Raw genomic sequence first — 24626 nt, forward strand, 5'->3', positions numbered from 1 at the left:
AGACCTTTTCCCGGACTTGGTCAGCACCTACCGCGGTAAAACTAGCAATGGCATTATTGACAACGATGTCAGAGATTTGACGCATCTCTCCCAATTTTGGGACTCGGTGGTTAACGTTACAGATATGGCAGCTTCCGTCATCCCCGACGCATCGGGAACCGGTTCGTGGATCACCGACTACGGCACCGCCGGCCCCCCGCTCGTTTCAGATCTGGAGTCCGTGTGGAGTTCGTTGGACGACGTGCTGACCGCGGAGTTATGCGGGGCTCGAGCTGTGTTGGGCTGTACGGCTGAGGATTTGTTACTGGCTGCCCTCGGCCGCGCGGTGGCCCGCACGATCGGTGACGGCCTGCTGACCGTCGACCTCAGACAGGGGCGCGAACGCAAGACTTGTCGCCGGATCGAGGTGCCGTGCGTGTCGCAGCGCGGCCTGTCGGGGGCTGAACTGCTCGCGGTCGCGTACCCGGGTCCCGGTGATGCCGACCGGACGGCCGACATCACGTTCAGTTTTGGCAAAGAACCGGAGACCGATGTGTGCGGTCCGCCGTTGGCGGTGCGGATCTCCCGAGAAGGCGACAGCGCCCTGAAATTGCAATGGCGGTTCGACACCCGTGTGTTCGACCACTGCACCGTGGAAGAGCTGACCGAGCAGTTCCCGTTGTCGCTGATCGAGATCACCTGCGGGTAGGTGCGCCTCCTTGTCGATTTGCGGTGCTCATTAGACTTGGCTGCAGCAGCGCTGATCCGGCCATCACCGGGGAGCTTTCGGAAGAACGGCTGAACCGCCAAGTAGAACCGAACGGGTGGGCCCGTGATCGCCCGACAGTTGAGCGGCACCCGGAGTCCGGGTGCAAGCGGGGTGGTACCGCGGCGCTCGCGCACCGGCGCGTCGTCGTCCCCGTGTCCACACTGTGGCTTCCGAGACCGGCGGCCACGACCGTTGGCACAGGAGACGTAACGCCGTGACCGCCTATCCCAAGCCGGCCGCACCCAACTTCCCAGAGCGGGAACTTGAGGTGCTGGCCTACTGGGCTGCCGATGACACCTTCCCGGCCAGCATCGCCCGTCGCGAGGACGCTCCGGAGTACGTCTTCTACGACGGTCCGCCATTCGCCAACGGCCTGCCGCACTACGGCCACCTGCTGACCGGTTACGTCAAGGACATCGTGCCGCGCTATCGCACCATGCGTGGCTACAAGGTGGAACGCCGGTTCGGCTGGGACACCCACGGCCTGCCCGCCGAACTCGAGGTGCAGCGTCAGCTCGGCATCGCGGACAAAGCCCAGATCGAAGAGATGGGCATCGAGAAGTTCAACGCGGCCTGCCGCGCCTCGGTCCTGAAATACACCGATGAGTGGCGTGACTACGTCACCCGGCAGGCCCGCTGGGTGGATTTCGACAACGACTACAAGACGTTGGACCCGACTTTCATGGAGTCGGTGATCTGGGCGTTCAAGCAGCTGTGGGACAAGGGCCTCGCCTATGAGGGCAACCGGGTGCTGCCGTACTGCTGGAACGACGAGACCCCGTTGTCCAACCATGAGCTCCGGATGGACGACGACGTCTACCAGAGCCGCCAGGACCCGGCGGTGACGGTCGGCTTCACCGTGACCGACGGCCCGCTGAAGGGCGCGCACCTGTTGATCTGGACGACGACGCCGTGGACCTTGCCGTCCAACCAGGCCGTCGCCGTCAACCCCGACATCGACTACGTCCTGGTGCAGGGCGCCGACGGTCGGCGCTACGTGCTCGCTCAGGCCCGGCTCGCCGCCTATGCCCGCGAACTCGGGGAGGAGCCCGAGGTTCTCGGCAGCTACCTCGGACGGGATCTGCTCGGGACGCGGTACCTGCCGCCGTTCACCTACTTCGTTGATTCAGACGGGGCGCGCAATGCTTTCCAGGTGCTGGCAGCCGACTTCGTCAGCACCGAGGACGGCACCGGCATCGTGCACATGGCGCCGGCCTACGGCGAGGACGACAAGGCCACCGCCGACACCGCGGACATCGTCGCGGTCACCCCGGTGGACTCGAAGGGGCGCTTCGACTCGTCGGTGCCCGACTATCAAGGTCAGCATGTGTTCGAGGCCAACGCGCAGATCATCCGTGATCTGAAGAATCGTGCCGCGGGCGCAGCCGCCAACGGCGCGGTGCTGCTGCGGCACGAGACCTACGAGCACTCCTATCCGCACTGCTGGCGGTGCCGCAATCCGTTGATCTACCGCGCGGTGTCGTCGTGGTTCATCAAGGTGACCGACTTCCGTGACCGGATGGTCGAGCTCAACCAGCAGATCACCTGGTACCCCGAGCACGTCAAGGACGGGCAGTTCGGCAAGTGGCTCTCGAATGCCCGCGACTGGTCGGTGTCGCGAAACCGCTACTGGGGCAGCCCGATCCCGGTGTGGAAGTCCGATGATCCGGCCTACCCGCGGATCGACGTGTACGGCAGCCTCGACGAGCTTGAGCGTGATTTCGGGGTGCGGCCGACCGATCTGCACCGGCCGTTCATCGACGAACTGACCCGGCCCAACCCGGATGATCCGACCGGCAAGTCGACGATGCGCCGGATCGAGGACGTGTTCGACGTGTGGTTCGACTCCGGGTCGATGCCGTACGCGCAGGTGCACTATCCGTTCGAGAACCAGGAGTGGTTCGACGGCAAACAGACCGGTGCGGACGCCCATTTCCCGGGCGACTTCATCGTCGAGTACATCGGCCAGACCCGCGGCTGGTTCTACACCATGCACGTGCTGGCGACCGCGCTGTTCGACAAGCCGGCCTTCAAAACCTGTGTGGCTCACGGGATCGTGCTGGGCAACGACGGTGCGAAGATGAGCAAGTCGCTGCGCAACTATCCCGACGTCAGCGAGGTGTTCGACCGCGACGGGTCCGATGCCATGCGCTGGTTTCTGATGGCCTCGCCGATCCTGCGCGGCGGCAACCTGATCGTCACCGAGCAGGGCATCCGCGAAGGCGTGCGCCAGGTCCTGCTGCCGTTGTGGAATGCCTACAGCTTCTTGGCGCTGTATGCGCCCGAGAAGGGCACCTGGCGTACCGATTCGGACAACGTGCTGGACCGTTACATTCTGGCCAAGCTGGCTCGGCTGCGTGACGATCTCACCGTCTCGCTGGACACCTGTGACATCTCCGGAGCGTGCGACGAACTGCGGCAGTTCACCGAGGCGTTGACGAACTGGTATGTGCGCCGGTCACGTTCGCGATTCTGGGAGGAGGACGCGGACGCCATCGACACCCTGCACACCGTGCTGGAGGTGACCTGTCGTCTCGCCGCGCCGCTGTTGCCGCTGGCCACCGAGGTGATCTGGCGTGGTCTGACCGGTGAACGCTCGGTGCATCTGACCGATTGGCCCGAGGCCGATGTGCTGCCGAAGGACGCCGATCTGGTGGCGGCGATGGACCAGGTGCGCGAGGTGTGCTCGGTGGGCTCATCCCTGCGCAAGGCCAAGAAGCTGCGGGTACGCCTGCCGTTGCCGAAACTGACTGTGGCCTTGGACAAGTCGGTGGATCCGTCCTCCCTTGCCCCGTTCGCCGACCTGATCGCCGACGAACTCAACGTCAAGGCGGTCGAGTTGACCGACGACATCGACACCTACGGCAAGTTCGAGCTGGCCGTCAACGCCCGGGTGGCCGGCCCCCGGATCGGCAAGGACGTGCAGGCCGCGATCAAGGCTGTCAAGGCGGGGCAGGGCGTCGTCAATCCCGACGGCACCCTGACCGCTGGGCCGGTGGTGCTGCAGCCCGAGGAGTACACGTCGAAACTGGTTGCAGCGGAGCCACAGGAGACGGAGCGAAGCGGAGCTCGACCAACAGTTCAGTGGACCGCCGCCCTGCCCGATGGCGCGGGGCTCGTGGTCCTCGACGGCACGGTCACCGAGGAACTCGAAGCCGAGGGCTGGGCCAAGGACCGCATCCGCGAGCTTCAGGAACTGCGCAAGTCGACGGGCCTGGAGGTGTCCGACCGCATCTCGGTGCAGATGTCGGTTCCGGCTCAGTACGCGCCGTGGGCGAGCACCCACCGGGATCTGATCGCCGGTGAGATCCTGGCCACCAGTTTCGAATTCGGCGACGTGGTTGACGGGGCCGAGATCGGGGACGGGGTGCGGGTCGCGATCGCCAAGGCGTGAGCCGCCCGGATCAGCCGCCGGCCACCCGTGCCGCTTGGTCACCGAGCGCGACGGTGTCGCCCGGGTGTAGCTGGCGGCCGCGCCGGAACTCGACCTCGCCGTTGACGCTGACCAGGCCGTCGGCGATGACGGACTTGGCGTCGGCGCCACTGTCGATGAGCGAAGCCAGCTTGAGGAACTGCCCCAGGCGGATCGTGTCATCCCTGATCGGTACGTCAACCGGCTCCATGAACGTCAGGCTAGCGCCATAGCATCAGCAACTATGGACGGCGCCGGGGTGACGAGCGGTCGCTGGGTGCTGCACTTGGACATGGACGCGTTCTTCGCATCCGTCGAACAGCTGACCCGGCCCACCCTGAGAGGGCGGCCGGTGCTCGTCGGCGGTCTGGGCGGGCGTGGTGTGGTGGCCGGCGCCAGCTACGAGGCACGCCGCTATGGCGCCCGGTCGGCGATGCCGATGCACCAGGCCCGCAGACTCGTCGGCGCGCCCGCGGTGGTGCTGCCGCCCCGCGGCGCGGTCTACGGCGTGGCCAGCCGTCGTGCGTTGGACACCGTCCGCAGCGTCATCCCGGTCCTCGAGCAGTTGTCGTTCGATGAGGCGTTCGGTGAGCCGGCCGAGCTCGCCGGCGCCTCGGCAGCCGACGTCGAAATGTTCTGCCAGCAGTTGCGGGCCGAGGTGCGCAACCAGACCGGGCTGGTGGCCTCGGTGGGTGCGGGGTCGGGCAAGCAGATCGCCAAGATCGCCTCGGGCCTGGCCAAACCCGACGGGATCCGGGTGGTGCGTCGCGACGAGGAATCGGTGCTGCTCGACGGGTTACCGGTACGCAAGTTGTGGGGCATCGGGCCGGTCGCCGAGGAGAAGTTGCACCGGATCGGCATCGAGACGGTGGGCGCGTTGGCGGCCCTGTCCGAGGCGGAGGCCGCCAACGTGCTTGGCGGCGCGGTGGGCTTGGCCCTGCACCTGCTGGCCCGCGGAATCGACGACCGGCCGGTGGCCGAGCGGGCCGAGGCCAAACAGATCAGCGCCGAATCGACGTTTGCCGAGGATCTCACCACGCTGGGACAACTGCAGGACGCCATCGGCCCGATCGGCGAACATGCGCACCGGCGTCTGGAGAAGGATGGTCGCGGCGCGCGGACGGTGACGGTCAAGCTCAAAAAGTCCGATATGAGCACGTTGACCCGCTCGGCCACCCTGGCCTACGCCACCACCGAGGCGGCCACCCTGATCGGCACGGCCCGCAGGCTGTTGCTCGACCCGGTGGAGGTCGGGCCCATCCGCCTTGTCGGCGTTGGCTTTTCAGGTCTCTCCGACAGCCGGCAGGAATCGTTGTTCCCGGATCTGGAGCTACCCGACGAGATCTCCGATTCTCATCAGCAGCCTGCCGAGGCGGTCCCGGTGACGCCGACGGGATGGCGCATCGGCGACGATGTGGCGCACCCCGACCACGGCCATGGCTGGGTGCAGGGCGCCGGTCACGGGGTGATGACCGTGCGGTTCGAAACCCGAGCCAGCGGTCCGGGCCCGGCGCGGACGTTCCCCGAGCATGCGCCCGGGTTCAGCCGGGCCAACCCGGTCGACAGCCTGGACTGGGCCGAGTACCTCGACGGACTGGCGGACTACCAGAGCACGCCGTAGGTCGAGCTCAGGATGAAGCCGTGCTGGCCGTAGGTCTTGCACGTCACCGTGCCCTGACGTCCGACGCGGCAGCTGGCGCCCCAGTTCTCCAGCCGGTGGCCCTCGGGCAACACATCGACGTCGCGGGTGAACGACGCGGTGTCGGAATGCCGGTAGGCGGCGGATACGCCGCTGGTGACGAACGTCTGGTTGGTGCCGGCCGGGGCGTCGAGTGGTACCGCGTCGCAGCCCACCGGCCCGCCGTTGGGCCCGATCCCGCAGTGCCGGCCGTCCGGGGTCTGGAAGAACACACCGTAGAAGTCGGTCGGCGAGCTGTAGTGGCCCTGCGCAATCGGATAGGTGTCGATGTCGTCTGCGCCCGGTGGAGGCTCGGCCGCGGCAGTCGGGGCCGAGCCCAGTGCCATAAAGCCGACAGCGACGAGTGCCATGAGGTGATGGCGCATAGGTTCCATTGAACCGGCGCCGTCAACCCCGTGGTCTGCTACCAGAGCACGCCGGACGCGGCATCGAGCGAGAAGCCGTGCCGGCCCGACGTTTTGCAGATCAGTGTGCCCTCGTGGGTGACAGCGCAGGCGGCCTCCCAGTTCTCCAGCCGATAGCCCGCCGGCAGCACGTCGACGTCTCGGGTGAACAGCTTGCTCCCCGAATAACGGTAGGAAGCCGGTGCTCCGGCCTCGACGAAGGTCTGGTTCATGCCCTCGGGAGCATCCGCGGGCACCGCGTCGCAACCGACCGGACCGCGGTTGGGCAGGATTCCGCAGAACCGACCGTCCGGGGTCTGGAAGTACAGCCCGTAGAAACCGGTGGGCGAGGTGTAGTTGCCCTCGGCGATCGGGTAGCCGTTGATGTCCTCGATGCCGGGTGGTGGCGGCCACGGCCAAGCCTGCGCGGTCGGAAGCGGGCCGAACATCGTGAAGCCGACGGCAGCTGCCGCCGCAATGTGGAAACGCACGTTCGCTATTTAACCCCAGCCCGTCAAGCCCAGCGGCCGATGACCTCGGCAACGGGCCGCCCGGAGGCCAGCGCGGCCATCAGCAGTACGCGCGCTTGCGGGGGCCTTAGACGGGAACAGACCATCGCCCCGGCATCGACCAACTGCCGGCCGGGGCCGTACTGCGCGGTGACCGGGCCGTCGGGCACGCGGGTCGATACTGCGATGGACACTCCGTCCCGGCAATGCCGACGCACCGCGTCGATCATCGTCGTGCCGGCATTGCCCGAGCCCATCGCCTCGAGCACGACGCCGCGCGCGCCGGCCACAACACAGGCGTCCAGCGCGTCGGCCTCGCATCCCGGATAACCCGCGACGATGTCGACCCGCGGTGCCGTCGCCGCCGTGATGTCACCCAGATCAGCCCGCTCCTTGGCGATGTCGATACGGCACCGGCCTTCCGAGACTGTGCCGAGCTCGGTGCCGCTGAAGGCCTGCAGCTCGTACGTATGCCGCTTGCGCAGTCCCAGGGGCTGCCAAACGGTTCCGGCGAAGCTCACCACCACGCCGAGTCCGTGGGCGCGCGGGCTGGCCGCGACGGCGATCGCGTCGCGCAGGTTGCCCGGCCCGTCGCTGTCGGGCGAGTCCGCGCTGCGCTGCGCCCCGGTCAGCACCACCGGTACGGTGCCGCGGTAGGTCAGGTCCAACCACAGCGCGGTTTCCTCCATGCTGTCGGTGCCGTGGGTGAGGACAATGCCGTCGGCCTCGGCAGCCGCCGCATCGACAGCCCGCCCGATCGCGTCCCAGTCGGGCGGTGTCAGCAGCGCGCTGTCGACGGCCATCAGGTCGACGACCCCGACCTCAACACCGTCAACGGCCTCGACCCCGGCGGTCAGTTCGCCTCCGGAGCGGGTCGGATGCCTGACCCCGGCTTCGTCGGTACTGGTCGAGATCGTGCCGCCGGTGGTCATGACCACGATGCGCTTGGCGGGTGGCGCGGGCTGGGCCATGGTTTCCGTCACGGTCGAGATTGTCCCGCAATTGTTGCGCGACGACTGTTTGGGATGATGGGGGAGTGACTGATGAAACGTCAGGCCCGGTAGAGCCGGAAGCCGACGCCACCGGGGCGGCGAAACCGTCCGCTGCCACCGCTGCGCCGCCTCGGCGGCGGCTGCGCCTGCTGCTGACCGTCGCGGCCGTCGTGCTGCTGGTCGACGTGGTGACCAAGGTGCTTGCCGTGCGGCTCCTGACACCCGGTCAGCCGGTGTCGATCATCGGTGACACCGTGACCTGGACGCTGGTCCGCAACTCCGGTGCCGCGTTCTCGATGGCCACCGGCTACACCTGGGTGCTGACGCTCATCGCCACCGGCGTGGTGATCGGCATCGTTTGGATGGGGCGTCGGCTGGTCTCGCCGTGGTGGGCGCTGGGGCTCGGGATGATCCTGGGCGGCGCCACCGGAAACCTCATCGACCGCTTCTTCCGCGCACCCGGACCGCTGCGCGGGCACGTGGTGGACTTCTTCTCGGTCGGCTGGTGGCCGGTGTTCAACGTGGCCGATCCGGCCGTGGTCGGCGGCGCCATCCTGTTGGTGGCGTTGTCGTTGTTCGGCTTCGATTTCGACACTGTGGGACGGCGCCGGCCCGACAAGCCGCAGTCCGAACCGGCGGACACCCCGGAGCCGGCCACTGCCGCCGATCAGAAGCCCCCCGCCGACAAGTCGAGTTCGGTCGGCGGCCAGTCCGAGACATCCCAAGCCGAGACGTCGTAGTGACCACCAGGTCGATGCCGGTGCCGGAGGGCCTGGCGGGAATGCGGGTCGACGCCGGGCTGGCCCGGCTGCTCGGGCTGTCGCGTACGGCGGTGGCGACCATCGCCGAGGACGGCGGCGTGGACATCGACGGGGCGCCGGCCGCCAAATCCGACAAGCTCGTGGCCGGGGCCTGGCTGGAGGTTCGGCTGCCCGAGGCACCCGCACCGGTGGAGAACACCCCGGTGGATATCGAGGGCATGGACATCCTGTACGCCGACGACGACATCGTCGCGGTGGACAAACCGCCGGGTGTGGCGGCGCATGCCACGGTCGGCTGGCACGGCCCCACCGTGCTGGGCGGGTTGGCGGCGGCCGGATTCCGGATCAGCACGTCGGGTATCCACGAACGTCAGGGCATCGTGCACCGGCTCGACGTCGGCACTTCCGGCGTCATGGTGGTGGCCCGGTCCGAGCGCGCCTACACCGTTCTCAAGCGGGCGTTCAAGCAACGCACCGTGGACAAGCGCTACCACGCCCTGGTGCAGGGGCATCCGGACCCGTCGAGTGGCACCATCGACGCACCCATCGGGCGGCACCGGGGTCACGACTGGAAGTTCGCGGTGGTCGAGGGCGGCCGGCACAGCATCACCCACTACGACACCCTCGAGGCATTCCAGGCGGCCAGCCTGCTCGACATCGAGCTGGAGACCGGCCGGACCCACCAGATCCGCGTCCATTTCGCGGCACTGCACCACCCGTGCTGCGGTGATCTCACCTACGGCGCCGATCCCACCCTGGCGAAAAGGCTGGGGCTGGAACGTCAATGGCTGCATGCCCGGTCGCTGGCCTTCGCACATCCGGCCGACGGCCGGCGCGTCGAGATCACCAGCCCGTATCCGGCTGATCTGCAGGCCGCTCTCGACGTCCTGCGCCGCCACTAGCGGTGGTGGCGGAGCAGCGCGGGACCGCGGCGCGTTCCGGGGTGCTGTTCGGAGCGGGCGCCTACATCTGGTGGGGGCTGTGTCCCGGGTTCTTCTTGCTGTTGCTGCCCGCCGGTGCCCTGGAGGTGCTGGCCCACCGCATCGTCTGGAGCGCGGTGTTCCTGCTGCTCGTGCTGGCGGTGGCCCGACGACTGGGGGACCTGCGGCGGTTGCCGGTGCGGACGTGGCTGCAACTGCTGGTCGCCGCCGCCCTGATCTCGCTCAACTGGGGCACCTACATCTACGCCGTCACGACCGGACATGTCGTCGACGCCGCGCTCGGATATTTCGTCAATCCCTTGGTCAGCGTGCTGCTGGGGGTGTTGGTGTTCCGTGAGCGGATCACCCGGTGGCAGGCGGCGGCGTTGGTGCTCGCGCTCGTCGCGGTGGCGATCCTGACCGTCGAGGTCGGTACGCCGCCTTACATCGCGGTCGTGCTGGCGCTGTCCTTCGCGGTGTACGGCCTGGTCAAGACAGTGGTGCAGGCCGACCCGCGGGTGAGCGTGGCGGCAGAAACGCTGTTGGCGTTTCCTCTCGCCGCGGGCTACGTGATCGTGCTGGAGGTGGCAGGGCAGGGAAACTTCGTCAACCACGGGCCCTGGCATGCGGTGCTGTTGCTGCTGGCCGGCCCGGTCACCGCGGTACCGCTGTTGCTGTTTGCCGCTGCCGCGCAGCGTCTGCCGCTGGTGACGCTGGGCCTGCTGTTCTACCTCAACCCGGGGCTGCAGATGGCCTGGGGCGTGTTCATCGGTCATGAGCCGATGCCGCTGGGCCGGTGGATCGGGTTCGCACTGATCTGGGTGGCGCTGGTGATCATGACCCTCGCTGCACTCGGCAGGCGATCGGCCGGCCCGGCCCAGGCACTCGTCAGTTCGGAGCAGTCGGAATCCGCACCCCGATGAGTCGGTCAACAATATTTGCGGTCATGGTTTTTGACCTTGATATGGCAATGTCATATGGTTTGCTCGATGACCTCGGATAGCTTGCCGCGAGCTCGCCGTCGAGGGCCAGGACGCCCCGCCGGTTCGGATGCCGCGCGGACCCGCGAGCACATCATGCGCGCCGCGTTCGAGGTGATCAACGACTACGGCTACGCGGCCGCCACGTTCCAGGAGATCGCCAAGCGCGCCGGCCTGAGCCGTCCGACGCTGAACTACTACTTCGCGGGCCGCTCGGAGCTCTACGCGACGCTGCTCGAGCGGGCCCACGAGGTGGTCTCCGCGTGTATCGGTACGGCGAAACAACATGAGGGAACGCGGGTTCGATTGCACGCGTACATCGACGCGATGGTGGACACCTGGCAACGCGACAGCGCGGTCGTCGGCTTCCTGGTCAATGTCCGGCTGGAGGAGCAACGCCACCCCGACCTGCCGGCCGGCACCGTCGCGGCCACCCGGGAGTTCCTCGGCGACGTCGTCACCGAGGCGATCCGCCGAGGCGAACTGGCCGCTGACACCGATTCGGCGGTGCTGGTCGATCTGCTCTACTCGATGGTGTGGGGGCTGGGCTCCCATGCCGTTCGGCAGGGCTGCGAAGTCGACCTATCGGCCATTGCCAAGCAACTGCACATGGTGATCGATTATGGGTTGCTGGATGGTCCCGGCGCCGGGCTGTGCCCGGCCGGCAAAGACACGCGCGGCGACACGCGCGGTGGTGTCGGTGGGGCGCAATAGACTGGCAGCCCTATGAGCGGTTCATCTTCGGGGTCCTCGGGATCTTTTGTTCACCTGCACAACCACACCGAGTACTCGATGCTGGACGGTGCCGCGAAGATCACGCCGATGCTCGCCGAGGCGCAGCGCCTCGGTATGCCGGCGATCGGTATGACCGACCACGGCAACATGTTCGGCGCCAGCGAGTTCTACAACTCGGCGACCAAGGCCGGCATCAAACCGATCATCGGCATCGAGGCGTATATAGCTCCCGCTTCTCGATTTGATACCAAGCGGGTGCAGTGGGGTGATCCGAGCCAGAAGGGTGACGACGTCTCCGGTAGCGGTGCCTACACCCACATGACGATGGTCGCCGAGAACGCCACCGGTCTGCGCAACCTGTTCAAGCTCTCGTCGCTGGCGTCTTTCGAAGGGCAGCTCGGTAAGTGGTCGCGCATGGACGCCGAGATCATCGCCGAGCACGCCGAGGGCATCATCGCCACCACCGGCTGCCCGTCGGGTGAGGTACAGACCCGGCTGCGGCTCGGGCACCGGCAGGAAGCCCTGGAGGCGGCCGCCAAATGGCGGGAGATCTTCGGCCCGGAGAACTTCTTCCTCGAGCTGATGGACCACGGCCTCGACATCGAGCGCCGGGTTCGTGAGGGCCTGCTGGAGATCGGGCAGAAGCTCAACATCCCGCCGCTGGCCACCAACGACTGCCACTACGTGACGCGCGATGCCTCGCAGAATCACGAAGCGCTGCTGTGCATTCAGACCGGTAAGACGCTGTCGGACCCGAACCGGTTCAAGTTCGACGGCGACGGCTACTTCCTCAAGTCGGCCGAGGAGATGCGCGCGCTGTGGGACTCCCAGGTGCCCGGGGCGTGCGATTCGACGGTGCTGATCGGGGAGCGCGTCCAGTCCTACGCCGACGTCTGGACGCCGACCGACCGGATGCCGGTGTTCCCGGTGCCCGACGGGCACGACCAGGCCTCGTGGCTGACCCATGAGGTGCAGGCCGGGCTGGAGCGCCGGTTTCGCGGTGGGGCCGTTCCCGCCGAATACACCGAGCGGGCGGCCTACGAGATCAAGGTCATCTGTGAGAAGGGCTTTCCGTCCTACTTCCTGATCGTGGCCGACCTGATCAACTACGCCCGGTCGGTCGGGATCCGGGTGGGGCCGGGCCGTGGGTCGGCAGCCGGGTCGCTGGTGGCATACGCCTTGGGCATCACAAACATCGACCCGATTCCGCACGGGCTGCTGTTCGAACGCTTCCTCAACCCGGAACGTCCGTCCGCCCCCGATATCGACATCGACTTCGACGACCGTCGCCGCGGTGAGATGCTGCGGTATGCGGCCAACAAGTGGGGCAGCGACCGGGTGGCCCAGGTCATCACCTTCGGCACCATCAAAACGAAGGCCGCGCTGAAGGATTCGGCGCGTGTGCATTACGGCCAGCCGGGTTTCGCGATCGCCGACCGGATCACCAAGGCGCTGCCGCCGCCGATCATGGCCAAGGACATCCCGGTTTCGGGGATCACCGATCCCAACCACGAGCGGTACAAGGAAGCCGCCGAGGTGCGCACGCTGATCGAGACCGATCCCGACGTGCGCACCATCTACCAGACCGCGCTGGGCCTGGAGGGGCTGGTCCGCAACGCGGGCGTGCACGCCTGCGCGGTGATCATGAGCTCCGAGCCGCTCGTCGACGCGATCCCGCTGTGGAAGCGGCCGCAGGACGGCGCCATCATCACCGGCTGGGACTATCCGTCGTGTGAGGCCATCGGCCTGCTCAAGATGGACTTTCTGGGCCTGCGAAACCTGACGATCATCGGTGACTGCCTGGAGAACATCAAGGCCAACCGGGGGATCGACCTGGACCTGGAAACGCTGCCCTTCGACGATCCGGCCGCCTACGAGCTCCTCGGCCGCGGCGACACCCTGGGTGTGTTCCAGCTCGACGGCAGCGCGATGCGTGACCTGCTGCGCCGGATGCAACCCACCGGCTTCAACGACATCGTCGCGGTGCTCGCGCTGTACCGGCCGGGCCCGATGGGCATGAACGCCCACAACGATTACGCCGACCGCAAGAACGGGCGCCAGGCCATCAAGCCGATCCACCCCGAACTCGAAGAACCACTCAAGGACATCCTGGCCGAGACCTACGGCCTGATCGTCTACCAAGAGCAGATCATGTTCATCGCCCAGAAGGTCGCTTCCTACACCATGGGTAAGGCCGACGCGCTGCGTAAGGCCATGGGCAAGAAGAAGCTTGAGGTGCTCGAGGCCGAGTACAAGGGCTTCAAGGAAGGCATGACCGCCAACGGCTTCTCCGAGGCTGCGGTGAAGGCGTTGTGGGACACCATCCTTCCGTTCGCCGGGTACGCCTTCAACAAGTCGCACGCGGCCGGCTATGGCCTGGTCTCGTACTGGACGGCCTACCTCAAGGCGAACTACCCGGCCGAGTACATGGCCGGGCTGCTCACCTCGGTCGGTGACGACAAGGACAAGGCCGCGGTCTACCTTGCCGACTGCCGCCGGCTCGGCATCACCGTGCTGCCGCCCGACGTCAACGAGTCGGTGCAGAACTTCGCCTCGGTGGGCGACGACATCCGGTTCGGTCTGGGGGCGATCCGCAACGTCGGCGCCAACGTGGTCTCGTCGCTGATCAGTACGCGCACCGAGAAGGGCAAGTACACCGACTTCTCGGACTACCTCAACAAGATCGACATCGCGGCCTGCAACAAGAAGGTCACCGAATCCCTGATCAAGGCCGGTGCGTTCGATTCACTCGATCATCCCCGTAAAGGGCTGTTCCTGGTGCACACCGACGCCGTCGACTCGGTGCTGGGCACCAAGAAGGCCGAGGCGATGGGTCAGTTCGACCTGTTCGGCGGCGCCGACGACGGGGGCGGCACGGATGCGGTGTTCACCATCCGGGTGCCCGAGGAGGAGTGGGAGGACAAGCACAAGCTCGCCCTCGAGCGCGAGATGCTGGGCCTGTACGTGTCCGGTCATCCGCTCAACGGGGTGGCCCACCTGTTGGCCAATCAAGTCGACACGCAGATCCCGTCGATCCTCGACGGCGACGTCGCCAACGATGCGCAGGTGGTGGTCGGCGGCATCCTCGCCTCGGTCAACCGGCGGGTGAACAAGAACGGTTTGCCTTGGGCCTCAGCTCAATTGGAAGATCTCACCGGTGGCATCGAGGTGTTGTTCTTCCCGCAGACCTATTCGCTTTTCGGTGCCGATATCGCCGACGACATGGTGGTCCTGGTCAAGGCGAAAGTGGCTGCCCGCGACGACCGGATCTCGTTGATCGCCCACGAACTGGTGGTGCCCGATTTCAGCAGCGCCGCCGCTGACCGGCCGCTGGCGGTGAGCCTGCCCACCCGTCAGTGCACGATCGACAAGGTGAGCGCGCTCAAGCAGGTGCTGGCCAATCATCCCGGCACGTCCCAGGTGCATCTGCGGTTGATCAGCGGTGAACGCATCACCACGCTGGAGCTGGATCAGTCCCTGCGGGTGACCCCGTCGTCGGCGTTGATGGGCGATCTCAAGGCGCTGCTCGGCCCGGGTTGCCTCGGCTGAGAATCGTCCTGCCGAGCCAGGTCGATCCTGACGATCGCGGTGTCGGGCCATACGTTGCGGGTGCGGGCGCGCCGTAGCTTCTCCCACAGCGGGAGCTCGCGGTGCACGTTGGTGACACCGGGGATCTTCAGCAGCGGCACGATGTTCCACTGCCAGCCGTAGCGTCGGTGCAGGGCACGGTTGGCCCGTTCGGCGTCGTCATCGCCCAGGATGGTGGCCCGGCCGCTGCGCCAGACGGTGCCGGTGGCTCGCCCTTTGTGGTCACAGGCCACGAGATCGACGTCGGGGCGGGCGGTCAGCCTGCGGGTCTTCGGCCCGATCTTGGTGCGGAACAACACCGTTGGTCCGTCGAGAACGAACCAGATCGGGGTGTCGACGGCGGTACCGTCGGCACGAAAGCTGCGTAGCAGGGCGTACCGGGAGCGGGTCAGGGGATCGTGCACGGTGTCGGTGTGCGGCATGGTTCCAGTCAAGGACTTAGAGTTGACTCTAAGTCAAGCACCGGCCCGGGAGAGCAGGTGAGCACGATGTTGACCATCGGGGATGTCGCAGAGCGGTCTGGGATCGCTTCGACCGCGCTGCGCTACTACGAGCAGGTCGGGTTGATACCCGCGCCGCGGCGGGTGGGTGGCCAGCGCCGCTACGAGGAGACGGTGCTGACGCGGCTGGAGGTGATCAGGCTGTGCAAGACCGCGGGGTTCTCGTTGACCGAAATCGCGCTGCTGCTGGATGACTCGCCGGGACGGCCGGTGGCGCGCGAGTTGGCGCAGGCGAAACTGGCCGAGATCGACGCCCAGTTGGCCTCGTTGGCGCAGGCGCGGGCGATCATCGAGTGGGGCATGCGGTGTACGTGCCCGTCAATCGAGTTGTGCACCTGCGGAATTCATCAGGAGCTGCCGGCCGGCGTAGGTCAAAAGCGGTAGGCGAGAATCCGCGCCTTGCGCGCGGTTGTCCTGGTCAGGCCGCTCAATCGCGTGGCGATCCGCAGCCACGCGGGGAACCGGTCCACCTCCGGCTCGCGGGTGAGGCTGGCTTCCTCGACCAGGTGCAGTGCCGGATTCCAGGTTTCGGGGTGCTGGGCGTCCTTGAAACCGCGGTAGCCCCATTGGCTGCCGACGTCTTTGAACATCTTCTGCGGGAAGAGTTTGATGGCGGCGCGACTGATCCAGCCGATCCCGCCGTAGTCGTTGAATGTCAGCTCGCCGGTGGTGAAATGCGTGCTGACGCGCCGGAAGATGTCGATGACCACCGGTTCGCCGAGGAATGCGAACAACCCGTCGGCCCGCAGGATCGTGGGTCGGTCGGCGGGAATCGGATCGCACCAGCCGGGGTCGGCCAAGGAGGCGGCCACCACATGCGACTGCTCGTGCCCCGGCAGTACCTGGGGGCGCAAGGCACTGACGGCGGGCAGGTCGACGTGGTACCAGTCCACCGTCGCAGGCGGGGACACCCGGTACAACGCACTGTCGAGCCCGGCTCCCAGGTCGACCACGACGGCATCGGGGTGTGCGGTGACGAACGCGCGCACCCGGTCGTCGAGCATCTTGGCCCGCAACGCGGTCTGGCACACCACGCTGGTCTGTACCCCCAATCCCGGGAAGTCGTAGTCCAGTTGAGCGACCACGTCATCGGCCCAGGTGTCGCCCAGGATCGGATGTGCCCATCGGCTGTCGAGGGCCCGGGCGTACAAAGTGAGCAATGCGGTCTGTTCGACCGGGGTCAGCTGTGCCGTGGTCAGCGTCATGTCTGCGACGGTACGCCGGTGGCCGTGCTGAACGTCGACCCGAAAACGTTCATCTCCCTTACGGTTACGCATTTCGGTTGGCGACGTGCCAGGTCCCCTAGGCTGGCAGGCATGCAAAGCCGACATGTGAGTGTGTGGATCGAGGAGTCGCCGGCGGCGGTGTACGCCTATGCCGCGGACCCGGCGAATCTCGCCCACTGGGCGGCAGGTCTGGCCGGCGGCGGGTTACGCCGAACCGCGGCGGGCTGGATCGCCGATTCCCCGATGGGCGAGGTGATCGTCGAGTTCGCGCCCGACAATGAGCACGGTGTGCTCGATCACGTGGTGCGCCTGCCGTCGGGAGAGGCGGTGTACAACCCCATGCGGGTTGTCCCGGCCGGGGTCGAGGAGCCGCGCTGCGAGGTGGTGTTCACCGTGCGGCAGCGCGCCGGCATGTCCGACGAGCAGTTCGACGAAGATATCGCCGCGGTGGCGGCCGATCTGGACCGATTGCGGGCACTGATCGAGCGTTAGCGGTTCGCGGACGCCCGCGCGGCGAGGCCGATCCAGACGATCGCCGTGGCCGCGGCCCCTGACAGCACCGCCGGCGCGGCGCTTGTCGTCACAGCTCCGACGACGACCAGGGCCAGCAGGCCGGCAGCCAACGCAATCAGCTTGTAGGCAGGCCAGGGCACACCGGCCAGCCGCACCTCCCGGTCGGCCAGTGGTGCGGTGGTGGAGAAGTTCCCCGCGGCGGTCATGACTACAACGATAGCTCTCAACAAAGATTTCGGGCAACCGAAACATTAGATGAGTTGGATCTCTGAACCGATCCGGAACCCGCTCAGCAGTGAGCTTCCAATCGGTACTTGACCTCGGTCTTCCCGGTAGGGCGGTCAGCGAAGGACCCGTGCGCCGTCCCGCTCACCGTGAACGTCGTGCCGTGGATACTCGCCTCGGTTCCGGCCATCCGGTCACCGGCAGCGCTGCCGGTGAAGCCGTGCACATCGCTGATCCGGACGATTTCCGGGCTGATGGAGGCACCGGTACTCACTATCGCGGTGAAACCGGGCGTGTCCGGGAGCGTTTCCAGGGTCCACAACCAACTGCGCTGCGTGCACAGGATCGGGTAGCTGAGCGTGTCTTGTCCCTCCAGCGTGATGCGGGCGGTGTTCGTATCGGCCGGAACCCCGGTCGCTGCCGCGCACCCGGACACCGCGAAGACCGTGATGGCGCCGGCCACCTGCTGGATGTGCCGCATGGTGGCGGTGTTCCCCGATTTGGACCGGGTTAACCGTTTCTCCGTTGTCCGCGATGTGTCGTCTTAGCCTGATGACATGCCAATTGCCGGAGACTACGAACCGAGCACGTCGGACTGGGCGCGGCAGAATGCCGAGACGTACATGGCGTCTGGCGGCACGGACGGGACCGAACTCAACGGACGGCCGGTCATCTTGCTGACCACCATCGGCGCGAAAACCGGCAAGATCCGCAAAACCCCGCTCATGCGCGTCGAACACGATGGTGAATATGCGGTGGTGGCGTCACTGGGTGGCGCGCCCAAAAATCCGGTCTGGTACCACAACGTGAAAAAGAATCCGCACGTCGAACTGCAGGACGGCACCACCTCGGGCGACTACACGGCCCGCGAGGTGTTCGGGGAGGAAAAGGCGCTGTGGTGGGAGCGGGCCGTGGCCGCCTTCCCCGACTACGCCGACTACCAGACCAAGACGGATCGCCAGATTCCGGTGTTTGTCCTGACCCCGCTCAAGTGAAAACGCTGGCTGGTGGCACCATTGACCGGTGACTGCCGAACTGAGCCCCTACCCGTCGATGCCGCTTTCCGCGGCTGACATCGACGAGGCCGCTCAGCGAATTTCCAGGGTGGTCACGCGCAGCCCGCTGCAGTTCAGCGAACGGCTGTCGGAGGCAACCGGCGCGACCGTGTATCTCAAGCGCGAGGACCTGCAGGCGGTTCGGTCCTACAAGGTGCGGGGCGCGTTCAATCTGATGGCCCAGCTCTCGCCGGAGGAACTCGCCGCCGGCGTGGTGTGCTCGTCGGCGGGCAACCATGCGCAGGGCTTCGCGATGGCCTGTCGGTCGATGCGCACCCACGGTCGCGTGTACGTGCCGGCCAAGACCCCCAAACAGAAGCGCGACCGGATTCGGTACCACGGCCGCGAGTACATCGAGCTCATCGCCGTCGGGGCGACCTATGACCTGGCCGCTGCTGCCGCGCTGGAGGATGTGGCGCGTACCGGGGCCACTGTGGTGCCCCCGTACGACGACGTGCGCACGATGGCCGGTCAGGGCACCATCGCCGCTGAGATCCTCGATCAGCTCGAAGTGGAGCCGGATCTGGTGGTGGTTCCGGTGGGCGGGGGCGGCTGTATCGCCGGAATCACCACGTACCTGGCCGAGCGCGCGTCGGGAACCTCGGTGCTCGGGGTCGAACCGGCCGGGGCGGCGTCGATGATTGCGGCCCTGGCCGCCGGCGAGCCGGTCACCCTGCCGCATGTCGACCAATTCGTCGACGGCGCCGCTGTGGCCCGCGCCGGAACGTTGCCGTATGCCACGCTGGCCGCGGCCGGCGACATGGTCACCCTCACCACGGTCGACGAGGGCGCGGTCTGTACCGCGATGCTCGACCTGTACCAGAACGACGGGATCATCGCTGAGCCCGCCGGTGCGCTGTCGGTGGCCGCATTGCTGGAGACCGACATCGAACCCGGTTCCACCGTGGTGTGTCTGATCTCCGGTGGCAACAACGACGTCTCCCGCTACAACGAGGTGGTCGAGCGCTCCCTGGTGCATCTGGGCCTCAAGCACTACTTCCTGGTCGATTTCCCGCAGGAGCCCGGGGCGCTGCGCCGGTTCCTCGACGAGGTCCTGGGGCCGGGCGACGACATCACGCTGTTCGAGTACGTCAAGCGCAACAACCGCGAGACCGGTGAGGCGCTGTGCGGTGTCGAGCTCAGCGCGGCGACGGATCTGGAAGGGCTGCTGGCCCGCATGCACAGCTCCGACATCCATGTGGAACTGCTGGAACCGGGCTCACCGGCGTATCGCTACCTCACCTGAGCCGCGACACCTCGCTGCTCAGTCGGGTGGCGGTGTCCAGCGGCTCACCGAGCCGGCCGCGAGCCCGAACACCGGATCCGGGGTCAGCCGCAACACGAGATTGCGGCCCTTCTCCAGTGCGGCGAGACGCGGGGTGGCGAAGAGTGCTCCGGCTTTGGACATTCCGTACAGCGCAAGCATTCTGGGCAGCCGCCGGGACAACGCCGCGGGGCCGTGCCGAGCCAGTGTGACGGCATCTTCCATCCCGAGCGCAGCACCTTGGCCGAACGTGGGCTGCATGGTGTGGGCGGCGTCGCCGATCAGAACCACGTTGCCCCGCACGAGCCCCAGTGGCGGCCGGGCCTCGAAGATCGTCGGTGTGATCACCTGGTCTGGCTCCGCGGCGTCGATCAGGTCCGGCAGGGGATACGGCCAATCGCGGAACGACGCCAAGTCCACATCGGGCAGGCAGCTGCCGCCGTACACGTACGTGCGGCCGTCGGCGAGGGGGAGAACCCCGAATTGGGCTGTGCGGCCCCAGATGGTGCCGAACCCGGTCGGCAGTTCACGGTCCGCGATCCACGCCCACCCGGTGGCGCCGGTGGCGCGCAATGCGGGAGCGTGGGGCCATAAGGTCCGCCGTATGACGCCGTGTGGTCCGTCGGCTCCCACCACGAGATCGAACTTCTGTCGGCCGCTGCCGATCTGCAGTGTTCCGTCGGCGTGTGCGTCGAGTACCGGACTGCAGTAGTGCACGCACTCCGTCGGCAGCTGTTCGGTGAGTCGGCTCAGAAGCTGATGTCGCGGCACGGTTGCGTATTCGCGTCCGCCCGTGAGTCGCGCCAGGGTGCTGCGCACCAGAACTCGGCCGGCAGAATCCCGCACGGTGGCCGCAACGTTCGGCTGGGGCCGGCCGACCACACGGTCACGGACACCGAGCATCGTCAGGCATGTCAGTGCGTTCTGGGCCAGCGAGATTGCTCCACCTGCAGTGACCGGCCCGGCCGACTTTTCGAACACCGCGACGTCATGCCCGTTGTCGCGGAACGCGATCGCCGCAGCCAGACCGGCGAAACCGCCGCCGACAATCCCCACCCGCACGACAAAATACTACGTCACGTAGTAGTAAACGGTGGCGGTTTTCACCGGCCGTTACCCAGCGGCCCGCGGCTGGACAGTCCGCACGATCGCGAAAGAGTGTCCGGGCAATGTCGTGGTGGCCGCGCCGATGTCGGGGTCGTCCCAGGCGGTCACCAGTTCGCCGGTGACCGGAATCGACACCGCATCGGTACCCAGGTTGCAGGCGATGGCCAAAGCGCCACGTTGCAGCACGATCCAGCGTTGCCGTTCGTCGAATTCGATCGACAGGTGATCCAGCCATGGGTCGGCCAGATCGGGTTCGTCGCGCCGCAACGCGATCAGCTGGCGATAGGTGCGCAGTAGCCGACCGTGTTCAGCTGCGGTGGCTTCGGCCCATTTCAGTTTGGACCGCTCGAATGTCGCCGGATCCTGTGGGTCGGGTATCTCGTCGGCATCCCAACCGTGCTCGGCGAATTCGGCCTTGCGGCCCTCGGCCGTGGCGCGGGCCAGTTCCGGCTCGGGGTGCGAGCTGAAGAACTGGAAGGGTGAGGACGACCCCCATTCCTCGCCCATGAAAAGCATGGCGGTATACGGGGATCCGAGTGCCAGCGCCGCCTTGACGGCGAGCTGGCCGAAGGTGAGCCGCTGCGACGGCCGGTCGCCGACCGCGCGATTACCGACCTGGTCGTGGGTGAGGGTGTAGGCCAGCAGCCGGGTAGCCGGGATGGTGGCGGTGTCCAACGGGCGCCCGTGCCTGCGATGGCGGAACGACGAGTACGTTCCGGCATGGAAGTAGCCGTGCTTCAACGTCTGCGCCAATGTCTCCAGCGACCCGAAATCGGCGTAGTAGCCCTGGCGTTCACCCGATACCGCGGTATGGATGGCGTGGTGGATGTCGTCGTCCCATTGTGCGGTCAGGCCGTAGCCGCCCCGATCGCGCGGCGTGATCAGCCGCGGATCGTTCAGGTCGCTCTCGGCGATCAGCGATAAAGGTCTGCCGAGTTGCCCCGCGAGAGCGTCGGTTTCGGCGGCGAGCTCCTCGAGCAGATGGACCGCGGTGTTGTCCATCAACGCGTGCACCGCGTCCAGGCGCAGGCCGTCGACATGGAAATCGCGCATCCAGCGCAGCGCGCAGTCGATGATGTAGGCGCGCACCTCGTCGGAACCGGCGTCGGACAGATTGATCGAGGCACCCCAGGGGTTGTGGCCGGCGGACAGGTACGGGCCGAACCGCGGCAGGTAATTGCCCGACGGGCCAAGGTGATTGAACACCGCGTCGATCAGCACGCCGAGGCCCCGCGCGTGGCAGGCGTCGACGAAGCGGACGAGTCCGTCGGGACCGCCGTAGGGTTCGTGTACCGCATACCAGAGCACTCCGTCGTAGCCCCAGCCGTGCGTGCCGCCGAAGGCGTTGACCGGCATCACCTCGACGAAGTCCACACCGAGAGCGACCAGGTGATCCAGCTTGTCGATGGCAGCGTCGAATGTCCCGGCCGGCGTGAATGTTCCGATGTGCAGTTCGTAGATCACCCCGCCGCAGATCGAGCGGCCGGCCCAACCCGAGTCGGTCCAGGCCCCCGGAGCCGGTGTCCACAGCTGTGAACGCTCGTGCACGCCGTCGGGCTGACGCGGCGAGCGCGGGTCGGGCAACACCTTTGGGTCGTCGTCGAGGACAAAGCCGTAGCGCGCGTCGGCGCGGCAGGCGACCTCGGCGTGCCACCAGTCGTCGGAGCTGCGCGTCATCTCGTGCAGCTCGCCGTCCACGTCGACCTGCACACGGTCGGGGCTGGGCGCCCACACCGTGAACTCAGTCATCGGTTCGCTCCAGCAGGGCCACCGGCAGTTCGGCGAACACGTCGGCCGCGGCCACCGGACCGGCCCAGCGACGACCGCTGAGGCGATCGGTCCACCGGCCGTCGGGTAACGGCAACAGCGTGTCGCCCCAGCCGGATTCGGCCAGCCGGACCGTCCACCGGCTCACCGCGACCACGACATCCTCGCCGCGGGCGAAGGCCACCAGGTGTCGCCCGGCGCTCCCTGAGCCGAGCAACGGGGTGTAGCCGCCGGCCCGGAATGTCTCCGGGTACCGGCGGCGCAACGCCAATGCTGCGGCCGTCACCCTGAGCTTTGGATCGTCCCCGCGTTCCAGGGCCGCACGCAGCACCGGGTAATCGACCGGGCGTCGATTGTCCGGATCGACCAGGCTGTCCTCGGCTGACTCCGTCCCCTGGTAGACATCCGGAATGCCCGGAGCGGTCAGCTGCAGGAGCTTCTGGCCCAGGCTGTCGCTGCGGGCATGGCTGCTCAACCGGCCCACCAGTGCGGTCAGTTCTTGGGCGTTCGGCCCGTCGAGCACTCGATCCAGCCAGGCGTGCACGGCGTCTTCGAAGTCGGTTGACGGGTCGTGCCAACTGGTGTGGACGGCGGCCTCCCGGATCGCTTTCTCGGCGTACCCGTGCAGCCGGCCGCGCAGGTCGTCGGAGACCGTGCCGTCGCCCGGCCAGGCGCCGAAGATGTTCTGCCACAGGAACAATGCGGTGGCACGGTCGGGCGGTTCGGTCAGTGCCGTCCACCGTTCGACCGCGTCGGCCCAGATCTCGGGGACCTGGGACAGCACCCCGATCCGGGCGCGTACGTCTTCGCCGCGCTTGGTGTCGTGAGTGGACAGCGTGGTCATGGCCGTCGGCCAGACCCGTGCCCGCGTCGCGGTTCGCTGGTGGAATTCGGCCACGCTGACCCCGAACAAGTCGGGTGCGCCGCCGACCTCGTTGAGTGCGACCAGTCGCGCGTCGCGGTAGAACAGGCAGTCCTCGACGGCCTTCGCGGTGGCGGCTCCGCACAGTTGGTTGAATCGGGTGACCGCCTCGGTGCTGGTGGACAGGGCCACCGCCACCGTGGCCAGCGCATCGGTGAATTCCGGTGCACTGCTTGCTGTTTCCTGCAGTGCCATCGGCAGGACCGCGCCGAGTGCCGGGTAGTCGCCGCGGTACACGCCGATGCGGCTGATCAGTGCCGCCAGCGCGGCGGGCAGCTGCTGGGGGTACTGTCCGGTCGCGGCGGTGATGGTCCGGCTCAGCCGGCCCAGCTCGCTGGCCAGGGTGTCGGTGACGGCCGCGGCCTTCAGCGTGCGCTCGGCCTCGGGTTCGCGCGGCCCACTGAGTGCGCTGAGCGCGGTCTCGCCGGCCGGGTCGATGAACAGTCCGCCGACCTCGCGCAGCGCGTCGTACCCGGTGGTGCCGTCCACGGTCAGCGACGCATCCAAACTTTCGTCGGCGGCCAGGATCTTTTCCACCACGATCCAGGCGTCGGGGCCGGTGAGCTCGCGGAGCCGGCGCAGATAGCCCGCGGGGTCGGACAATCCATCCGGATGGTCGATCCGCAGGCCGTCCACCAGGCCCTCGTCGAACCAACGTTTGATCTCGGCGTGGCTGGCATCGAACACCGCCGGGTCCTCCTGGCGCAGCGCGGCCAGGGAGGTGATGGAGAAGAACCGTCGATAGCCACAGATCCCGTTGCGCCAGCCGGTCAGCCGGTAGTGCTGCCGATCGTGCACCTGGCTGCCGGAGCCGGTAGCGGTGCCCGGGGCGACGGGAAACACCAGATCGCCGAGCCGCAAGCGATCACCGTCGACCCTGAGATCGGCGACGTCGTCGTCAGAACCCAGGACTGGCAACACAATCCGGCCCTCGCCGAGTTCCCAGTCGATGTCGAAGTAGTCGGCATACGCCGAGGCCCGGCCGTACCGCAACACATCCCACCACCACGGGTTCTGCTCGGGGTGGGCGACGCCGACGTGATTGGGCACGATGTCGATGATCAAGCCGATGTCGCGGGCCCGCGCCGCTTCCGAGAGACGACGCAGACCGTCGGGGCCGCCGAGTGCCGCCGACACCGTGGTGGGATCGGTGACGTCGTAGCCGTGGGTAGAGCCGAGCGCCGCGGTCAGGATCGGCGACAGGTACAGATGCGAGGCACCGAGGCGGTCGAGGTAATCCAGCAGATCGATCGCGTCGTCGAATGTGCAGCAGTCCCCGCGCATCTGGAGCCGATACGTGGACAGGACCGGGCGCGTCAT

22 protein-coding genes and 1 pseudogene are annotated in these 24626 nt (G+C 67.2%); 12 read left to right on the forward strand and 11 right to left on the reverse strand.

All coding sequences use genetic code 11. The features are described 5' to 3' along the window. The first annotated feature begins 16 nt into the window (after nucleotides 1–16). Together FR943_RS14060 and ileS are read left to right on the forward strand one after the other, a co-directional pair. On the forward strand, nucleotides 17–688 hold the full coding sequence (locus FR943_RS14060) for a polyketide synthase (protein ID WP_246584983.1): 672 nt from the start codon (nucleotides 17–19) through the stop codon (nucleotides 686–688). Nucleotides 689–962: 274 nt separating this feature from the next. Beyond that, nucleotides 963–4142 (forward strand): isoleucine--tRNA ligase, encoded by a 3180-nt coding sequence (ileS, locus tag FR943_RS14065; protein ID WP_217158045.1) that lies wholly within the window; start codon nucleotides 963–965, stop codon nucleotides 4140–4142. A gap of 10 nt (nucleotides 4143–4152) precedes the next feature. Here ileS and FR943_RS14070 read toward each other — a convergent pair whose 3' ends face one another. After that, on the reverse strand, nucleotides 4153–4371 hold the full coding sequence (locus FR943_RS14070) for an RNA-binding S4 domain-containing protein (RefSeq protein WP_217158047.1): 219 nt from the start codon (nucleotides 4369–4371) through the stop codon (nucleotides 4153–4155). 33 nt (nucleotides 4372–4404) lie between these two features. Between FR943_RS14070 and FR943_RS14075 the strand changes: the two genes are divergently transcribed. Next, the gene (locus tag FR943_RS14075; protein ID WP_217158049.1) at nucleotides 4405–5781 is read left to right on the forward strand and encodes a DNA polymerase IV; all 1377 of its coding nucleotides are present in this window, start codon (nucleotides 4405–4407) and stop codon (nucleotides 5779–5781) included. Here FR943_RS14075 and FR943_RS14080 read toward each other — a convergent pair. The 3 genes from FR943_RS14080 to FR943_RS14090 all read right to left on the reverse strand — a co-directional run bounded on the left by FR943_RS14080 (nucleotide 5763) and on the right by FR943_RS14090 (nucleotide 7722). Further along, nucleotides 5763–6224, reverse strand: coding sequence for a hypothetical protein (locus FR943_RS14080; RefSeq protein WP_372448131.1), 462 nt, complete (start codon nucleotides 6222–6224; stop codon nucleotides 5763–5765). The two genes, FR943_RS14075 and FR943_RS14080, sit on opposite strands and share 19 nt — an antisense overlap. A 38-nt stretch (nucleotides 6225–6262) precedes the next feature. Next, the gene (locus FR943_RS14085) at nucleotides 6263–6691 is read right to left on the reverse strand and encodes a hypothetical protein (protein ID WP_217158279.1); all 429 of its coding nucleotides are present in this window, start codon (nucleotides 6689–6691) and stop codon (nucleotides 6263–6265) included. A 65-nt stretch (nucleotides 6692–6756) separates the two neighbouring features. After that, nucleotides 6757–7722, reverse strand: a complete 966-nt coding sequence (locus FR943_RS14090; RefSeq protein ID WP_217158281.1) for an asparaginase — start codon at nucleotides 7720–7722, stop codon at nucleotides 6757–6759. 161 nt (nucleotides 7723–7883) lie between these two features. Here FR943_RS14090 and lspA point away from each other — a divergent pair, with 161 nt between their 5' ends. The 5 genes from lspA to dnaE all read left to right on the forward strand — a co-directional run bounded on the left by lspA (nucleotide 7884) and on the right by dnaE (nucleotide 14688). Continuing rightward, on the forward strand, nucleotides 7884–8483 hold the full coding sequence (gene lspA / locus FR943_RS14095; protein WP_246585031.1) for a signal peptidase II: 600 nt from the start codon (nucleotides 7884–7886) through the stop codon (nucleotides 8481–8483). Further along, nucleotides 8483–9406 (forward strand): RluA family pseudouridine synthase, encoded by a 924-nt coding sequence (locus FR943_RS14100; protein WP_217158055.1) that lies wholly within the window; start codon nucleotides 8483–8485, stop codon nucleotides 9404–9406. The genes lspA and FR943_RS14100 overlap by 1 nt, the downstream gene beginning before the upstream one ends. A gap of 41 nt (nucleotides 9407–9447) precedes the next feature. Next, nucleotides 9448–10347, forward strand: a complete 900-nt coding sequence (gene rarD, locus FR943_RS14105; RefSeq protein WP_217158283.1) for an EamA family transporter RarD — start codon at nucleotides 9448–9450, stop codon at nucleotides 10345–10347. 66 nt (nucleotides 10348–10413) lie between these two features. After that, entirely contained in the window at nucleotides 10414–11118 is a 705-nt protein-coding gene (locus FR943_RS14110) for a TetR/AcrR family transcriptional regulator (protein WP_217158057.1), read from the forward strand. Nucleotides 11119–11130: 12 nt separating this feature from the next. Further along, complete coding sequence (gene dnaE, locus FR943_RS14115) at nucleotides 11131–14688, forward strand: DNA polymerase III subunit alpha (RefSeq protein WP_217158058.1); 3558 nt, start codon at nucleotides 11131–11133, stop codon at nucleotides 14686–14688. A 17-nt stretch (nucleotides 14689–14705) separates the two neighbouring features. Here dnaE and FR943_RS14120 read toward each other — a convergent pair. Beyond that, nucleotides 14706–15149: pseudogene (locus FR943_RS14120) on the reverse strand (PPOX class F420-dependent oxidoreductase); the annotation flags it as partial. A 66-nt stretch (nucleotides 15150–15215) separates the two neighbouring features. Between FR943_RS14120 and FR943_RS14125 the strand changes: the two are divergent. Further along, nucleotides 15216–15611, forward strand: a complete 396-nt coding sequence (locus FR943_RS14125) for a MerR family transcriptional regulator (RefSeq protein ID WP_217158288.1) — start codon at nucleotides 15216–15218, stop codon at nucleotides 15609–15611. On the opposite strand, the gene FR943_RS14130 is transcribed toward FR943_RS14125, so the two are convergent. After that, on the reverse strand, nucleotides 15599–16432 hold the full coding sequence (locus FR943_RS14130; protein ID WP_217158059.1) for a class I SAM-dependent methyltransferase: 834 nt from the start codon (nucleotides 16430–16432) through the stop codon (nucleotides 15599–15601). The two genes, FR943_RS14125 and FR943_RS14130, sit on opposite strands and share 13 nt — an antisense overlap. Before the next feature lie 111 nt (nucleotides 16433–16543). On the opposite strand from FR943_RS14130, the gene FR943_RS14135 reads away from it, so the two are divergent. After that, nucleotides 16544–16945 carry an SRPBCC family protein gene (locus tag FR943_RS14135; protein ID WP_217158060.1) on the forward strand — a complete coding sequence of 134 codons (402 nt, stop codon included), beginning with the start codon at nucleotides 16544–16546 and terminating at the stop codon, nucleotides 16943–16945. On the opposite strand, the gene FR943_RS14140 is transcribed toward FR943_RS14135, so the two are convergent. Together FR943_RS14140 and FR943_RS14145 are read right to left on the reverse strand one after the other, a co-directional pair. Then, complete coding sequence (locus FR943_RS14140) at nucleotides 16942–17172, reverse strand: hypothetical protein (RefSeq protein WP_217158061.1); 231 nt, start codon at nucleotides 17170–17172, stop codon at nucleotides 16942–16944. The genes FR943_RS14135 and FR943_RS14140 overlap by 4 nt on opposite strands. Before the next feature lie 83 nt (nucleotides 17173–17255). Further along, on the reverse strand, nucleotides 17256–17672 hold the full coding sequence (locus tag FR943_RS14145; protein ID WP_218045573.1) for a lipoprotein LpqH: 417 nt from the start codon (nucleotides 17670–17672) through the stop codon (nucleotides 17256–17258). A 76-nt stretch (nucleotides 17673–17748) separates the two neighbouring features. Here FR943_RS14145 and FR943_RS14150 point away from each other — a divergent pair, with 76 nt between their 5' ends. Continuing rightward, the gene (locus FR943_RS14150) at nucleotides 17749–18186 is read left to right on the forward strand and encodes a nitroreductase family deazaflavin-dependent oxidoreductase (RefSeq protein ID WP_217158062.1); all 438 of its coding nucleotides are present in this window, start codon (nucleotides 17749–17751) and stop codon (nucleotides 18184–18186) included. 28 nt (nucleotides 18187–18214) lie between these two features. Further along, entirely contained in the window at nucleotides 18215–19492 is a 1278-nt protein-coding gene (gene ilvA / locus FR943_RS14155; RefSeq protein ID WP_217158063.1) for a threonine ammonia-lyase IlvA, read from the forward strand. Between the two features lie 18 nt (nucleotides 19493–19510). Here ilvA and FR943_RS26765 read toward each other — a convergent pair whose 3' ends face one another. The 3 genes from FR943_RS26765 to treY are packed head-to-tail and all read right to left on the reverse strand — an operon-like array spanning nucleotide 19511 to nucleotide 24626. Next, nucleotides 19511–20572, reverse strand: coding sequence for an FAD-dependent monooxygenase (locus tag FR943_RS26765; protein WP_217158065.1), 1062 nt, complete (start codon nucleotides 20570–20572; stop codon nucleotides 19511–19513). Between the two features lie 51 nt (nucleotides 20573–20623). Continuing rightward, a complete protein-coding gene (gene treZ, locus FR943_RS14165) occupies nucleotides 20624–22366 on the reverse strand; it encodes a malto-oligosyltrehalose trehalohydrolase (protein WP_217158067.1) in 1743 nt (580 codons plus the stop codon). Further along, nucleotides 22359–24626, reverse strand: a complete 2268-nt coding sequence (treY, locus tag FR943_RS14170) for a malto-oligosyltrehalose synthase (RefSeq protein WP_217158068.1) — start codon at nucleotides 24624–24626, stop codon at nucleotides 22359–22361. Before treY ends, treZ begins: the two co-directional genes overlap by 8 nt.

The sequence above is a fragment of the [Mycobacterium] fortunisiensis genome (genome assembly GCF_019050325.1).
Classification (GTDB): domain Bacteria; phylum Actinomycetota; class Actinomycetes; order Mycobacteriales; family Mycobacteriaceae; genus Mycobacterium; species Mycobacterium fortunisiensis.